Genomic DNA, 17,284 nt, shown 5'->3' on the forward strand with positions numbered 1-17,284 from the left:
CCCTCTCAAATATATTATTTATCGAAATACTTACTGACTGCATCCACTACACTCTTTTCATTTGTTAAGAAAGGAATAGTAACATGATCTGTACCTTTATGTGTGTTGTTAAATTCTATGATTGTCTCTATAGAATGCTCATTTCTAGCCCATGAACGTCTTGCAACTCCACTCATAACATCCCATGAAAGTGCAGATTTAATTATTTCATCTACTCTAAAACTTCCGTCAAGTACAAGTCCAAAGCCTCCATTTATTGATTTTCCAATGCCTACACCGCCGCCGTTATGAAGTGCTACAAGGCTCATACCTCTTGCTGAATTTCCAGCAAAACACTGCACAGCCATATCTGCCATAACGTTACTTCCATCTTTTATATTAGATGTTTCTCTAAATGGTGAATCAGTACCACTTACATCATGATGATCTCTACCCATCATAACAGGTCCTATCTCTTTGTTTCTTACCATTTCATTGAATTTAAGAGCTATTTTTATTCTTCCTGTAGCATCTTGATATAGTATTCTTGCTTTAGTGCCAACTACAAGATTGTTTTTTTCTGCATCCCTTATCCAGTTATAGTTATCTCTATCTTGATATCTTCTATTTGGATCTATGCATCCCATTGCAGCATGATCTGTCTTTATTAAATCTTCATTTTTTCCACTTAAACAAACCCATCTAAATGGTCCATACCCATAGTCAAATAGTTGTGGTCCCATTATGTCTTCTACATAAGATGGGAATATAAATCCATCTTTTTCATCTATTCCATTTTTAGATATTTCCACAACACCAGCATCATAAATTGCTTTCATAAATGAATTACCATAATCAAAGAAGTATGTGCCTCTTTCAACTAATATTTTTATAAGTTCAAAATGACGTCTCAAACTCTTATCAACTAATTCACAAAAAGTATCTCTGTCTTTTGCAAGAAGCTCAGTTCTTTCCTCAAAGGTTACTCCCTTAGGACAATATCCACCTTCATATGCCGCATGGCAAGATGTTTGATCGGATAATAAATCAATCTTTTTGTTGTTCTTTACTGCATACTCCAGGAGATCAACTATATTTCCATGATATGCAATTGACATTGGCTCTTTCTTTTCCAAATATTCCTGCGCAATTTTAAACACCTCATCAAGATCTGTTGATTGCTTCATAACCCATCCCTGCTCTAGTCTTGTACCTATTCTTGATTCATCAACCTCAGCTACAATTCCTACAGCATTTGCTATTTCAATTGCCTTTGGCTGAGCACCACTCATACCACCTAGTCCTGATGTTACAAATATATGCCCTCTTAAATCGCCATCATTTGGAATTCCAAGCTTCATTCTACCTGCATTTAATAATGTATTGTAAGTACCATGAACTATGCCCTGAGGTCCTATATACATCCATCCACCAGCAGTCATTTGCCCGTAGTTTGCAACTCCCATTTCCTCTGCTATTTCCCAATCCTTTTGATTATCAAACATCCCTATCATTAGTGCATTTGTAATTATTACTCTTGGTGCCTCAGGTTTCGATTTAAAGAGACCAAGAGGATGTCCAGATTCCAATACCAAGGTTTGGTCTTGAGTCATAACTTCTAGATATTTCTTTATTAATCTATATTGCATCCAATTTGGACATACACTTCCCGTTTCTCCGTAAGTAACAAGCTCATAAGGATATAATGCTACATCAGAATCAAGATTATTATCAATCATAACCTGAAAAGCTTTACCTTCAACGCAGTTTCCTTCATATTCATCTATTGATTTTCCATATATTCTTCCTTCGGGGCGAAATCTGTACCCATATATTCTGCCTCTTGTAGTAAGTTCCTCCATGAATTCTGGTATCAGCTCTTCGTGGTATTTTTCTGGAATATAACGAAGTGCATTCTTAAGTGATATCTCTGTCTGCGATTTTGAAAGGTGGAAGCCTCTATCTGGAGCTCTCCTTATTCCCTTAGTAAATTTAGGCATATTAGGTAAATAATCATCTAAAGCAACTGTCATTGCATTTTTAATATCAATATTATTAAACATTACTTATCACTCCCTTCTATATTATCCTATCTTAATACTAAATCGTCATTAAAATGTCTATTTTTTTAATTTATCCTTTTAATCAGCAATTTAAAATCCTTATATTCCTTTTATTAGCAAAAACACTATAGTATTCCGAGTATGGAATGACTATGTAGTAAAGTTTATATATTATCTTTTAATAAGTTTTTTATCAAATCTATTTCATAATTATCCTTTGAAGCAGTTAAAAATTTAATACTATTATCACAATAATATTGTAAGTTTTCATTCAAATATGTATTAAAGACTGTATGTAACTTATCATTATTTTTCATTTCACTTTTAATTTGAGCTTTTACCATACATACTATACCAATTTCATGAGGATTTTTTAGTAATGTTGAATGTAAATCTGAGTTTTTTAAATATTTCAAAGCACTTTCATAATTTCCTTCACTAATTATTATTTTAGACATAAAGGCTTCTACAATAGACTTTTCCCACATTAAATCAAATTGTTTATATATATCCATAGCATTTTGAAAATATTTTTTTGCCTGAGGATATTCTCCCATATTGAAACATGTTTCACCTGCATTTATATTAAAAATTGAAATACTAGTAAATACATTTTTTTCTTCGCATATTTTTATTGCTCTAGTGAAAAATTCTAAAGCCTCTTCAAATTTCATATTTTGTCTTCTTATATCACCTATGTAGTTATAAGCGGCTGCTATACTCAAGGCATATTTATCTGTTACACTTTTAGTTACATTAAAAATATTTATAGATTGATTAAAGAGTTTTTCTGCTTCGTAATATTTCCCCTGCATTTTTTTATATAATGCCTTAAATCTTAGAAATACACCTATCTCCATAGGATAATTACAATCTGTGGCTTTATCTAAACCAAGCTTTACATATTTTATCATATCATCAATATTATTGGTCTGTATACAATAATATATTATCTGTTTATACCCCTCTATAGAATATTCTGAATCCTCAATCTCATTAGCTTTTTCTATCATTTCATTTATAAACTCAACACCTTTTTCATACTCTCCTTCTCTTATAAGATATCTTCCTTTAATATGTAAAAATTTTATTTCTAATTTTAAAACTTCTTTAGAATTTTTACAGTCATTTTTTGTTTTTAACAGTAGAATTTCTATTTTTTTTATGCTTTTAGTTGTTTTACTATTGCTAAAATATAAGTTATTATAAAAATTAACATCTTTATAATATAGAACTGGATAAAGTTCATGATTAAAATTTAAATAAACATTTAAACTTTTTATACTATATTTTAGTGTTTCTAAATTATTATCTGCATTTGAAAAATGATAAACAAGCTTGTTATAGGTGGTTACATCGCTTCTATTACCAGCTAAACTTTTTTCTATAATATATCCAATCTTATTATGAAAAATTCTTCTTCTTGCCATGGATTGATTAATATAAATAAATTCTCTTAACTTTTGATGAGTAAACATAAAGCTTATTATATTATTGTTATTAACTTCTTTTAATATGAATTTATCTTCAAGTTCTTCTATTTCGTCAATTATCTTAAGTTCATCTTCTCCTGTAAGTTCAACTAAAATGTATAAAGGAATTTCATCAAAAAATAATGCTGAGATTTTTAGAATGTTTTTAGATTTTTCTGATATGTCTAAAAACCTACTTTTCATTATATCCTGCATTTTAGACGACATAATATTTATATCACTATTAAACTTTATAGTATTAATATATTCTGTTAAAAAGAATGCATTTCCTTCAGTTTCGTTGTAAATTTTATTTAATGCTTCTTTGGTGAAATTGTTTTTTGGAAGACCAATCTTAATGAAATTTTCTGCTTCATCATTATTAAATCTTAATAAATCTAACCTTAAAATTTTATTATGTTTATTTGCTGAAACTAGGAATTTATCTATTTCTATATTGTATTCATTTCTATATGTCATAAAACACAAAATGTTAGTATGCCCATGCAAAATCAAACTGCTTAAAAGAGTTAAACTCCCATAATCAATCCATTGTATATCTTCAAAAATAAGTATTATTTTCTTTTTATGAGCTATTTTAGTTAATATATTATTTATTATGTTACCAATAAGTTCATATTTTAATGTATATTTACTATCTAAAATTTCAATGCTTTGTTCTTTATTACCTAATTCATCAAACTCAGAAAAACAATTTTCAATAATATTTTCCCATAAAGTTGGAATTTCAATACTTTTATCTTTCATAATCTGAGAAATCTTAGATAATATAGCATTCCAAGGTTTTAAAATGCAATCCTTCTCAAATTGAAAACAATAAGTTTCTAAAACATAAGTTGCATCCTCATCTACTATTTCTAAAAATTTATCTTTCAATTTGGTTTTCCCTATACCGGCTTCCCCTACCAAAAAAACAGATCTGAAAGATTCATTTTTTAAGAAATCATTGTAATTATTTTGTAATATTCTCATTTCGTTATATCTTCCATAGAAAAATTCATCAAAGTTTTTATTATCTTCCCTTGTATTCATAATATCTATTACTTCATTAACTATATTTAATATTTTATCATTAAGAGAAATAGATAATTCATCTTTAAATAATTTTTTGACATTATTGTATGTTTCAATTGCCATGTTATATTTGCCTTGATTTTTATAACTTTCTAATAAATATATATAAGCATTTTCATTAAATTCATCTATTTTTATTAAAAGTTTTGAATATTTTTCAACAATATCATAATTATTATTTTGTAATTCCACTTCTATTTTCTTATTCAATCTATTAATATATGTACATTCTAAACTTTCTCGCATTTCTAGTAGCCAAACTTCAAAGTTTTCTGCATTTTTAGGACAAAATCCTTGTAAAAATTCTCCCTTAAAAACATCTATTTCATTTTCATCATTCATAAACTTATACACGTCTACATCTATTTCTATATCTGGATTAAGCATTATTATTGATTTTTGAGGAGACACCAATACCGGAACATTAGAGCATTTATTTATTTTATAGATAGCATTTCTTAAATTTTTTTTAGCATTGCCTTCTTCTTGATTAGCCCAGAAAAGTTCCGATATATGCTCTCTGTTATCTTGTTTATTTAGAAGTAAATAACAAAGAAGGCCTTGAGCTTTACTATATGGTAAAAATATTTCTTTCTTATTGACAGTTACGCAAAAGTTACCAAACATTTCACAATGTATGCAATTCACAAAATCACCCCTTTGTAATACCATAAACTCTCTTATATAAATTATACTACAATATATATATAATGCCATAATAAAGTTCTTAATGAAGTGTTTATGTGTATTTTCTGAATTAATATATACTTATTTGACGTTTTGATGTTAATCAATACTTATAATGAAAATAAAAAGGGAAGTGATAAAAATAAAGTTATATTTCATTAAAGTAAATCCAGTAGAAAATATATTGTTTTTCTTTTAATTCTAATGCAACCGTTTACAAAGTAAACTTAGATATTTTAATTCATCATCCATGTGGAGTACTCCAAATATCTATTGAATAGTTTAATGATTCTATTAAAAACATTTACTTAAATGGTAAGGTTAAAATTGTTGCTTAAGGGAAAGTTTATCTATAATAACTAACCAAGAGGAGGAAATTTATGTTATTACTTAATCCAGTTGTTGTATCAGTTTTTGTAATGATAATTTTATGTCTTTTTAAACTTAATGTGCTGCTGTCTATATTAATTGCAGCTATGACAGCAGGCTTAGTTTCAGGTATGCCAATGGGAGATACTATGGCAACACTCATTGGCGGAATGGGTGGAAATGCTGAAACTGCATTAAGCTATATATTACTTGGTGCATTAGCAGTTGCAGTAAATAAAACTGGACTAGCAGGAATATTGGCTAAGAAAATTTCTAAAATTGTTGGACAAAAGAAGTATGTATTTATAATGTTATTAGCCTTTTTAGGTTGTTTTTCTCAAAACCTTATTCCAGTTCATATAGCATATATTCCAATATTAATACCACCCTTGCTTTTATTAATGAATAAACTTAAAATAGACAGAAGAGCAGTAGCTTGTGCACTTACATTTGGATTAAAAGCCCCATATATTGTTTTACCAGTAGGATTTGGTCTGATATTTCATGGTATAATAAGTGCTGAAATGGTAAGAAATGGTGTGCCTGTTGTAACAGCTGATGTAGCTAAAGTACTATGGTTTCCAGGTATTGGAATGGTTATAGGTCTTCTTGTAGCTGTATTTTACACTTATAGAAAACCTAGAGAATATGAGGATATTCAAATAGATGGCTTGGATGAAACTAAAGGTGAAGATCTTAAAATGAATTCAAAACATTGGCGCGTTTTAATTGGAGCTGTATCTGCATTTGTAATTCAAGTTCTTACAGGCTCTCTTCCTCTTGGAGCATTGGGAGCATTAATTATAATATTTGTTTCAGGAGCAGTTAAGTTCGAGGATGTCAATGGATTACTTGATGGAGGAATCAAAATAATGGGTCTAATAGCATTTATAATGCTTGTTGCCTCAGGTTATGGTGATGTTTTAAGAAAAACTGGAGCAGTAGAAGCTTTAGTTTCATCTCTTGCAGTTATGGTTAATGGAAGTAAACTGTTAGGTGCAGTATTAATGTTACTAATCGGATTATTAGTAACTATGGGCATAGGAAGTTCATTTGGTACTATTCCTATAATTGCTGCAATTTACTGTCCATTATCAATAAAACTTGGTTTTTCACCACTAGCTACTATAGTTCTAATAGGTGTTGCAGCAGCACTTGGAGATGCAGGTTCACCAGCATCAGATAGTACGCTTGGACCAACATCCGGACTTAATGTAGATGGTCAACATGATCACATTTGGGATACGTGTGTACCAACGTTCTTACATTATAATATACCGCTTATGATATTTGGTATTATAGGCGCTATGATATTCTAATTCACATGATGTTAGTTTTTAGTTTGAATAAATTATTAATGAAATTTTAGGAGGAATAAAAATGAAAGAAATATCTTTAACAGGAAATGATTTAACTTTAGAAGATATGGTAACTATAGCTAGACATGGGTGCAAGGTTTCTATAAAAGAAAGTGCTCTAGAAAGAGTTAAAAAATCAAGAGCAATAATTGATGATATAGTTGAAAATGAAAAGGCAGTTTATGGTGTAACTACAGGCTTTGGTGAATTTTGTAATGTGAGTATTTCTAAACAAGATTGTAAAATGCTTCAAAGAAACTTAATTTGTTCACATGCGTGTGGATATGGTCCTAAATTTTCAAATGATGTTGTACGAGCTATAATGCTTTTAAGAGCTAATGCACTATCAAAAGGATTCTCAGGAATAAAACCAGAAACGCTACAAACATTAATTGAAATGATCAATAAAGGAGTTTATCCAATAATTCCTGAAAAGGGATCTTTAGGAGCATCAGGAGATTTAGCACCACTTGCACATATGGTTTTACCTATGCTTGGTGAAGGTGAAGCAGAATATAAAGGAGAGATATTACCCGGCCGTGTTGCTATGGAAAAAGCAGGAATTCCTATAATAGAACTTGATGCTAAAGAAGGTTTAGCACTTATAAATGGTACTCAAGTTTTAACCGCAACAGGAGCTTTAGCTACTTATGATGCTATAATGTTATTAAAAACTAGTGATATAGCAGCAGCTTTATCAATGGAAGCACTAAGAGGAATTACAGATGCTTTTGATCCAAGACTTCATGTACTAAGACCACAAGCCGGACAATTAGCAACAGCAAGAAATATATTAAAACTAGTTGAAGGTAGTACTTATGTAACAAGACAAGGTGAAATAAGAGTACAGGATGCTTACTCATTAAGATGTGTACCACAAATTCATGGTGCAAGTAAAGATACTATAAACTATGTAAAAACTAAAGTTGAAATAGAAATAAATTCAGTTACAGATAACCCTATAGTAACAGAAGAGGGCGACGTAATTTCAGGAGGTAATTTTCACGGAGAACCTATGGCATTAAGCTTTGACTTTTTAGGAATTGGAGCAGCTGAAATTGCTAGTGTATCTGAGCGAAGATTAGAAAGACTTATCAACCCTCAATTAAATGATTTACCAGCATTCTTAGCTAAACATGGTGGATTAAACTCTGGATTTATGATTACCCAATATGCAGCAGCAGCTTTGGTATCTGAAAATAAGATATTAGCTCATCCTGCATCAGTAGACTCAATACCTTCTTCAGCTAATCAAGAAGACTTAGTTAGTATGGGAACAATAGCCGCAAGAAAGGCTAGAGATATAGTTGATAATGCATCAAGAGTAGTTGCAACAGAAATACTCGCAGCATGTCAAGCTATAGATTTCAGAAAAGGCGCTGGATTCAAACTTGGTAAAGCGACACAAGAAGCTTACAACTTAGTTAGAAAAACTGTAGACTTTATTGAGTATGATATAGTTATGTATAAATATTTAGATAAAGTTACTGAACTTGTTAAAAGTGGAAAATTATTAGAAGCAGTAGAAAAAGTGGTTAAAATAGAATATTAATTATTAATGAGTAAAAAAGAGGGTGCTACAAACCAGAAAACAATTTTGGGTATGTAACACCTTCTTTTTAGTTAAAACCATACACGTTCTTCTATATAGATAAACCATTTAATTATTATTATTATCTTTTATCTTTTATAAAACTCATAACCCTCTCCTGATTTGCTGGCATTGTAGTTATATTTACGTCAAGTGCATTGTTTATAGCATTTATAACCGCCGGTGCAACACCATTTGTAGAAATTTCTCCCACACTTTTTGCACCAAAAGGTCCATTTTCTTCTCCATTTTCAATTAAAATAACTTTTACATCCGGCATGTCTGGGCAATTAATAACATGATACTTGCTAAATCTATCTGATTTAATGTTTCCATCTTTATCTATATTAAGATCTTCTGTAAGAGCATAACCTATACCCATTTGTACAGCACCATGAATTTGTCCTTCTACAAAAGTTTTGTTTATTGCCTGCCCAATATCATGTACTGCAAGAAAATCAGTGACCCTTACCATTCCTGTTAAAGTGTCAACCGTAACCTCAGCGAAATCAGCGGCATAAGCTCCTGGATTTGCAGGTGATTTGTATGTATATATAGTGGCTATGTCTTCATTAAATTTAAGTTCTACTTGTATAACTAAATTACCATATGATAACCTATCCCCTTTATTGTTACATATATACCCATTATCTATATATACATCTTCCTCTTTTGAAATTAGCAATCTTGATCCAAAACTTATAAGCTTTTGCTTTATTATTTCAGCACCACTTTTTACTGCAGCGCCGCAAACGTAGGTAACTCTACTTGCTTGAGTTCCGGCACTATCGTAAGGTGTAAACATTGTGTCTGCCTCAAAAACCCTTATGTTTTTTATGTCCATATCAAGGACCTCAGCCGCTATCTGCATCATAGTGGTTACTGTGCCACAACCAAGATCATGGATTGACTGTTTTAAAACAAGACTACCATCCGAATCCATAGATAAGCTGACTGATGTGAAATCAGGAAATGCCCCCTTATACCCATTACCATGAGTTACACAAGCCATTCCTACACCTTTTTTATATCTTCCTTTATCTTTTACTCTATCAAACCTTTTTCTAAAATCAAAAGCTTCTGCCCCTTTTATAACACAATTTAAAATTTGAGAATCTCCAAGAGCAGTACCCCCTGTAGGGTCTTTATCATAAGGATGAACTAAATTTTTCAAATATATATCTATTGGATTCATATTAAGTTTTCTTGCCACATTGTTCATATTTATTTCTGATATGGCATGTATTTGTGGAGAACCATATCCTCTTGCCGGTCCTCCTATAGGGGTATTAGTATAAACTACTCTTCCTCTAAATCTTTGATTGTATATTCTATACAATCTGAAAGCTTTTTTACCCATAGCCATGCATACAGCTTCTGCATTTGTGAAATATGCCCCTGTATCTATAACTACATCTATATCTCTACCAGTTATTTCTCCGCTACTACTTACAGCGGTTTTTATATTTCCAACAACATTATGCCTTGTTCTTGTTGCTATAATGCTTTGAGTCCTGTCAAGAAGTAATTTTGCTGATCTCCCAGTTATAAGTGATATAAATGCACATATTTGTTCAAGAATGGGATGGGTTTTTCCACCGAACGAACCTCCCATAGGGGTCTTAATAACTCTTATCTTATTCTTTGGAATACCAATTGCCTTCGATGTTACAAGTTGAACTTGAAATACCTCCTGGCAGGGTGAGTATATTGTAATATTTTTAAATTCGTCTATTGTTGATATGCATACATGAGGTTCCATTGCTGCATGATGTATCTTTGGAGTCACTACTGTATCCTCAATTATAAAATTTGCATTATTTAAAGCATTTTCAGCATCTCCACATTTAATTACTTTTTCAATTATAAGGTTACTAGTTTCATGGATTTTTACAGAATCTTCTTTAAGCGCATCAAATGGGCTTATAACTGGTGTGAGTTTTTCATATTTAACCTTTATAAGTTTGCAAGCTTTCCTTGCTGTTTCATAATCTTCTGCAAAAACAGCAGCTATCTTGTCTCCTACAAATCTTACTTTATCGTTGAACATAAGTTCATCTTTTACAGTACTAAGTCCTTCGAACCACTTATGCGAATTAAAATAATTATGCGGTGTATTTTCATATGTTAATATCTTTACTACTCCTGGAAGCTTTTCAGCTTCACAAATATCTATGTTAACAATAATTCCATGTGCTATATTCGAAAGTAAAAGGCTTCCATAAAGCATTTCTGGAAAAACCATATCTCCCACATACCTAATCTTACCTGTAACTTTTTCATAAGCATCAAACATTGGAACTTTCTTACCAATATATCTATAATCCTTATTCAACTTTATCACCTCGTGTTTTAGGAAATAACATATAAAATACCTCTTCGCAAAGACCAGCTATTGCTTCTCTCTTATATTCTAAAGAAGCTCTTCCTGGTATTGCATCATCAACTTCTTCCGATAAGCACTCCTTGAAATCTTTAAGAAGCTCAATTGTAGGTACCTTATGTAAAAGTATGCTCTCACATCTTTTAAGACGAAAAGCTTTGGGTCCTAAACTTCCTACAGATATAGTTGCAGTTTCAATTTTATCACCGCAATTTACACAGGCCGCTAGATTCAATTTTGAAATAGTTACCCTACTTCTTGAGCCAATTTTTGAGAAGGCACTCCTATAAGTCTTCCTTAAAGGAATAATGATTTCTATAATAGCTTCATCCTTTTTAATTTTTTTTATAATTTTTTCAACATCACTTGTAAATATTTTACCTTCTCCGTTTATCATCTTTATTTTTGCATCAAGTGCTATAAGAGCAGGTATAGAATCTGCTGCAGGGGCTGCATTAGCTACATTTCCTGCAAGTGTTGCTACATTTCTAATTTGTGTTGAACCAACATTTGATGAGGCCAAACTCAACGCACTTGCGTATTCATTAATTATATTATTTTCAATAATTTCAGTAAAAGTAGAACCCGCTCCTATTTTTATTAAATCATCTTCTATTTTTATATAGTCAAGCTCTTTAATGCCTTTTACATCTACAATTGTTCCCTTAAGTAGTGGATTATTCCGCATTTTTATTACAAAATCTGTACCGCCACTTAACAAATAAGTATCATCATCTGCACCTTTTAAACATTCTACTAATTCATCTATATTAGAAGGAGTTTTAACCATGATATTATTCATACTATCCCTCCATTACCACATTATTTTTTATAGCTTCTTTTACCGCTTCCACAATTTTTACATAACCTGTACACCTGCATAAATTACCTTCTATTGCTATCCTTATCTCATCATCTGAAGGATTAGGATTTTGCATGAGAAGAGCCTTTAATGACATAAGCATTCCAGGTGTGCAAAATCCGCACTGCACTGCCCCCTTTTCTATAAATGCCTTCTGTAACTCATCCAGTTCACCATCTTTTTCAAGACCCTCAACAGTAATTAAATCACTTTCTCTTGCTTGAACAGCAAGTAGCATACATGAATTAACTGCTTTACCATTCATAATAACAGTGCAAGCACCGCATTCGCCCTCACTGCAACCTTCCTTTGTTCCTGTAAGTTTTAAATCTTCTCTTATAACATCTAAAAGTCTTTTAGATGGATCTACATCTATACTGCATTGCTTACCATTTATTTTTAGTTTTAGTAGCATATACATTCCTCCTAAGTCAATTAAATTGCATTATTGCTCTATTACTTTATTAACATTATTCATTAGTTTTCCTCTTTTTAAAACTTCATATGATTTTTGGATGTCTACAGTAAGATTTCTATCAACACTATAGAATGGTATTTCACTTCTTATAGCTTCATAAGCTGCTTTGCTTCCTTTGCCTAAAGAAATATCAGTTCTTAAATCTATTGCTTGGGCTGCATGCATTGCCTCCATACCTAATATATAATACATATTGTCTACAATTTTTCTAGTTTTCTGAACTACATAAGGTGAATTGTTTGCATGATCCTCCATGTCTCCAGCTACTGAAAAATAATCAGCCGTGGCAGGATTTGAAAGATGTCTTATTTCAGTATCTAAAGAAGCAAATGCCTTTTGAATTGTACCAAAACATATTACATTATCAGCTGGTGATAAAAATCTTGGTAGCTTTGTAAAATCAGGAGTACTAAGCTTTATTGTTCTATAGCAAGATATTTTTGACATATGGCTCAGTGCTATTCCTAGCATTTCAAAACCCAATACCCAGTTTGTCACTTCAAAATTTGAGCAAGAAGCCATTCTTCGCTCATCTAATATTACACATGGATTATCATCTGAAGAATTTATGTGTATTGTAAGGTATTTGGTAACATACTCAAGTGCATCTCTAATCGCACCATGAATATGAGAAGTACCTCTGAAACTAAGTGGGTCCTGTACTGGTTTTTTCCAATCTGCATGGTATATAGAACTTCCTTCTAAGTATTCACTTATTTTTTTTGCACTATAAGCCTGTCCTGGGAAAGGTCTTGCTTCATGAGTTTTTGGATCCAGCGGAGAAGTATTTCCATTAATTCCTTCAAGGCTCATTGCGTATACCATATCAGCAGTGTCAAGTAGGTTTTGTACATCTTTAATTACCAATGCTCCCTCTCCTGCAGAAAGTGCGTTAGAGCTCACTATTGCAAGTCCATCCTTTGGTCCTAAAATTGCTTCTTCAATACCAGCTTTTTTAAGTGCATCTGAAGCCGCCATAAGCTTTCCCTCGTAATAGGCTTCTCCTTCACCTATCATACAGAGACCTATATGGGACATACAACTAATATCAGCTTCTCCCACTGATCCTCTTTCAGGTACCACTGGTGTAAGGTTTTTATTTATCATTTCAGCATACTTATAAGCTATAGCAGGTTGTATACCCGTACATCCGCTTAAAAGTCCATTAAGCCTTACAAGCATAATAGCTCTTACTTCCTCAATGCTTGCATTAGGTCCTACAGCAACGCAGTGAGCACGAATAAGATTTGTATTGTACTGATTAAAAAATTCTTTCATAACTTTCTTGTCTTTATTCCAACCAACACCTGTATTAAATCCATAGACAGGAACATCGCTGTCTACTAAATCAAAAACAAGTTGCCTGGAATCCTCAAGTACTTTTTTTGCTGCTTCACTTATTTCAATGCTATAACCTTTAACGGACACATCATAAACATCCTGAATTGTTAAATCCTTTCCTGTCAGTAATAGTACATTGTCCATTTTCTCACCTCATTATATTATTTTGTTATTTACAGTTTTAGGTTAATAGTTCCAGAGATTATTTTATCATCATCTCCGGAACTATGAATTTAGTATTTATAAAGTTCTAAAATTTTATACCTACATCATCATTGCATCTTCATCATTAACTGTTACCTTTTCATCAAGGTGTACTGTTTTGTGATAATTTGGTGAATCAAGCTTTTCATTTTTAACTATCATAACTATTGTACTGTATGCCATAAGTAACATTAGAAACAGTATTGGAAATCCAGCAACCGTAGCAATTTGCTTTGTGGCATCAATACCACTTATCTTTCCACCTGAGCAAAGGATATTTACTATAGCCATTGCTCCCATAACTGTTCCCCAGAATATTTTTAAATAACCAGGTGCTTCAAAATCTGTATCATTATTAGTTGCAGTTGAGAGTGATGCTATTGTTGCTGTCATTGAATCGCATAATGTTGAAATTGAAATTATTATCGTAAAAATGATAATCCAACTCATAAGTGTTGATAATGGGAAATTTTTTAAAAATGCAAATAGCGATACCTCAAGTCCTTTATCTTGTATTGTACTCCACAAATTTGCTCCACTAAGTTGAAGATGGATAGCTGCTCCTCCAAATACTGAAAACCAAACTAACCCGAACAATGATGGAAGTACGAGATTAACTATTAAGAACTGTTTTATTGTTCTACCTTTACAAAGCATAGTAAAGAACAATCCTTCTAGTGGTGCATATGCAAGCCAAATTGCCCAATAGTAAATTGGCCACCATCTTGGCCAATCAGATCCATTTATAGGACTTGTGAAACTAGTCCGTACAAAGAAATTTTGAACAAAGTCTCCTACACCTTGAGTTCCTAAATTTAATATAAATGCCGTTGGTCCAAATACAAATATGAATGCCATTAATGCAAGGAAAATTTTCGAATTTTTATCTGCAAGCCATCTTACACCTTTACTAACTCCTGTATAACTAAATGCGATATATGTTACAACTATTACTATTATAATTATTAACCATAAAGTTTTTCCAGTTTTTATACCTGTTAAAATATTAAGCCCACTACCTATTTGCATTGTGCCTACACCCAGTATTGCAGCAACAGCACCCGCCATAGCAAACAAACATAGATTATCAACTACTGCTCCAACAGTACCCTTAATTTTATCCCCAAATATAGGGTACAGTACCGAACTAACCTGGTACGGTAGTTTCATATTGTATACTGCATATGCTATACCAATACCTGCTATTGAATACATTGCATATGGAATAAATGTCCAATGTATAAAAACAGTAGTCATAGCAAACATCGCCGCCTCCTCAGACTTTGCAGCAATTCCAAGAACCTTTGGTGGATTCATAAAATGGGTTATAGGTTCAGCAATGCCCCAGAACAAAATACCAGTTGCTATTCCTGCAGTAAGTGTAATTGCAAACCAATTCCAGTAACTGTAAGTTGGCTTTGCATCTTTTCCACCAAATTTAATATTTCCATACTTAGAGAACATTAGATATACACAAAGTGCTAAGAAAATGTTACCGGAAATTTGAAATAACCATCCAAAATTTTTAAAAGCGAATTCAACTATAGCATTTTCTCCATTATAGAGAGCTTCGGGTGCAACAATACCTGTTAAAATTGCTGAAACAAAGATGATACCCATTGGAATAAAAATTGACTTTCTGATTTTAGCCTTGTTTTTTATCATTTTTTCCTCCCCTTTAATAATTATTTTATATAATTGAATAATACATTAAATATGTATTATTCAAGAATTTCTAAATTGATATTCTCCTTTAACATTTTATTCAGATACTATTTATTTTAATTAGTCTTAATTAAAAGTGCATCCAATAGTTCATTTTTAAAAAGGACCAAAATTAATCTTAACGGATACTATTAAGAATATAATACCAACACCCCAGATTAATAGCATAAGGGCATAATATATTTTAACCATTCACTAAAATATACTTTAGAAATGCTATTAAACCGCCAACAGTAGGATAACAAACATTTGATAATCCATCATTAAATTGGTAAGCTAGTATGGCTATCTGTCTATTAAGTCCAATAATATCTGCCGCAGGAACCATTATTGGTAAAGTAACCATGGCCTGTCCACTTACAGAAGGTATAAAGAAGTTAATAATCATTTGTACAATCATCATTGCAACAGATGTTACATAAGCAGGTAACCCTTTAAGTGGATAAGATATTCCATATACGATGGTGTCTGCAATATGTCCCTGATCCATAACAACCTGAATAGTCCTTGCTAATCCCACAGCCATTGCTCCTATAATATAGGTTGCAGACATTTGAGGGATTCCCCATTTCCAATTAATAGTACCATACACTATAAACCCAATCGATGTAACAAAAACACCTAATATTAGTTTGTGCCTTAATGTAAAAGGCATATCTTGTTGATTATCATTAGAAATCAGATGACTTGTGTCCATTCCGTAAACAATGCTCTTAGTAGGATCTTTTTTGATTTTAGCAGCATAATGAAGAACATAACCAATTTATACTATCATAAGAGCTGCAAATATTATAAGTCTAAAACCAGAAAACATTGGTAGTCCTGCTATGTTCTGACCAATGCCAACATTCCAAGGATTTGAAGGTCCCGCTGTCCAACCCATAACAATACCCACTAGTGCAATTGAAATACCCACTAACGCATCATAGCCAAGGGCTAATGCAATGCCTATACACAGTGAAGCAAATGGAATAGCAGCTTCAAGCATTCCAGCAAAAGCTCCAAGGCAACCAAAAAAGAGCATAATTACAGCCAGAACCCAGTGACTTCTTTCTTTACCAATTATTTTTGTTAACCTAAATATGGCTGATTTAATAGCTCCAGTCCCATCAAACACATTTACAGCTCCACCAATCAACAATATCATAATAACTAAAGAAGAAGCTGCTTGAATGCCCTATGGAATTGCCACAAAAATATCAAATACTCCTACAGGTGTTGAATTAATTAAATGAAAACTGCTAGCATCAACCATACTTGTTCCGTTTACATCAACTCGGTTAAACTCTCCAGCTGGAATAATGTACGTAAGTATTGCTACAAATACGATAATGCCAAATAGTAGTACAAACGCATGGGGAAACTTGATTTTTTTCTTTTGTTTTGTTCTTTTCCGGTTTTTGAATTTGTCAATTTAATCATCCTCCCTAATTTAACATTTTAAACCTATTTAGTTTTTAGTTATGAAAGAAAAATCAGCTTTCAAATTCTTTGCAATAACGTTTACATTAAGCAATAAAAAATCTGTAAATTAAGCTATGCTTTACATTCTTTTTAAAGAGTTATATATTATTATTAAAGAATCTATGTGTAGTGACTGTTTTTAAAAAATTCTAAATTATTAAAAAACTGATTGTCTCAATTTTATCATAACAATGTCTAAAGAAAGTCAAAATT

At 31.8% G+C, this 17,284-nt stretch carries 11 protein-coding genes; 2 read left to right on the forward strand and 9 right to left on the reverse strand.

All coding sequences use genetic code 11. The features are described 5' to 3' along the window. Positions 1-14 precede the first annotated feature (14 nt). On the reverse strand, positions 15-2,042 hold the full coding sequence (gene hutU, locus KPL51_RS01145) for a urocanate hydratase (protein WP_216156056.1): 2,028 nt from the start codon (positions 2,040-2,042) through the stop codon (positions 15-17). 164 nt (positions 2,043-2,206) lie between these two features. After that, a complete protein-coding gene (locus KPL51_RS01150; protein ID WP_216156059.1) occupies positions 2,207-5,257 on the reverse strand; it encodes an AAA family ATPase in 3,051 nt (1,016 codons plus the stop codon). 419 nt (positions 5,258-5,676) lie between these two features. Between KPL51_RS01150 and KPL51_RS01155 the strand changes: the two genes are divergently transcribed. Next, positions 5,677-6,984: a Na+/H+ antiporter family protein gene (locus KPL51_RS01155; RefSeq protein ID WP_216156062.1), complete on the forward strand. Its 1,308-nt coding sequence runs from the start codon at positions 5,677-5,679 to the stop codon at positions 6,982-6,984. 61 nt (positions 6,985-7,045) lie between these two features. Further along, positions 7,046-8,575, forward strand: coding sequence for a histidine ammonia-lyase (gene hutH, locus KPL51_RS01160; protein ID WP_216156065.1), 1,530 nt, complete (start codon positions 7,046-7,048; stop codon positions 8,573-8,575). A 121-nt stretch (positions 8,576-8,696) separates the two neighbouring features. Here hutH and KPL51_RS01165 read toward each other — a convergent pair whose 3' ends face one another. The 7 genes from KPL51_RS01165 to KPL51_RS01195 form a co-directional block, all read right to left on the reverse strand. Then, entirely contained in the window at positions 8,697-10,949 is a 2,253-nt protein-coding gene (locus KPL51_RS01165; protein WP_216156068.1) for a xanthine dehydrogenase family protein molybdopterin-binding subunit, read from the reverse strand. After that, the gene (locus KPL51_RS01170; protein ID WP_216156073.1) at positions 10,942-11,799 is read right to left on the reverse strand and encodes an FAD binding domain-containing protein; all 858 of its coding nucleotides are present in this window, start codon (positions 11,797-11,799) and stop codon (positions 10,942-10,944) included. The genes KPL51_RS01165 and KPL51_RS01170 overlap by 8 nt, the downstream gene beginning before the upstream one ends. A gap of 1 nt (position 11,800) precedes the next feature. Beyond that, positions 11,801-12,274: a (2Fe-2S)-binding protein gene (locus KPL51_RS01175; RefSeq protein WP_216156076.1), complete on the reverse strand. Its 474-nt coding sequence runs from the start codon at positions 12,272-12,274 to the stop codon at positions 11,801-11,803. Positions 12,275-12,304: 30 nt separating this feature from the next. Beyond that, the gene (locus KPL51_RS01180) at positions 12,305-13,822 is read right to left on the reverse strand and encodes an HAL/PAL/TAL family ammonia-lyase (protein WP_216156079.1); all 1,518 of its coding nucleotides are present in this window, start codon (positions 13,820-13,822) and stop codon (positions 12,305-12,307) included. Positions 13,823-13,942: 120 nt separating this feature from the next. Then, a complete protein-coding gene (locus KPL51_RS01185; RefSeq protein ID WP_216156082.1) occupies positions 13,943-15,547 on the reverse strand; it encodes a BCCT family transporter in 1,605 nt (534 codons plus the stop codon). A 244-nt stretch (positions 15,548-15,791) separates the two neighbouring features. Further along, positions 15,792-16,304, reverse strand: a complete 513-nt coding sequence (locus KPL51_RS01190) for a TIGR00366 family protein (protein WP_216156086.1) — start codon at positions 16,302-16,304, stop codon at positions 15,792-15,794. Positions 16,305-16,370: 66 nt separating this feature from the next. Continuing rightward, positions 16,371-16,781 carry a hypothetical protein gene (locus KPL51_RS01195; RefSeq protein WP_224853462.1) on the reverse strand — a complete coding sequence of 137 codons (411 nt, stop codon included), beginning with the start codon at positions 16,779-16,781 and terminating at the stop codon, positions 16,371-16,373. Positions 16,782-17,284 lie beyond the last annotated feature (503 nt).

The organism is Clostridium bowmanii (genome assembly GCF_018861315.1).
Taxonomy (GTDB): domain Bacteria; phylum Bacillota; class Clostridia; order Clostridiales; family Clostridiaceae; genus Clostridium_AD; species Clostridium_AD bowmanii.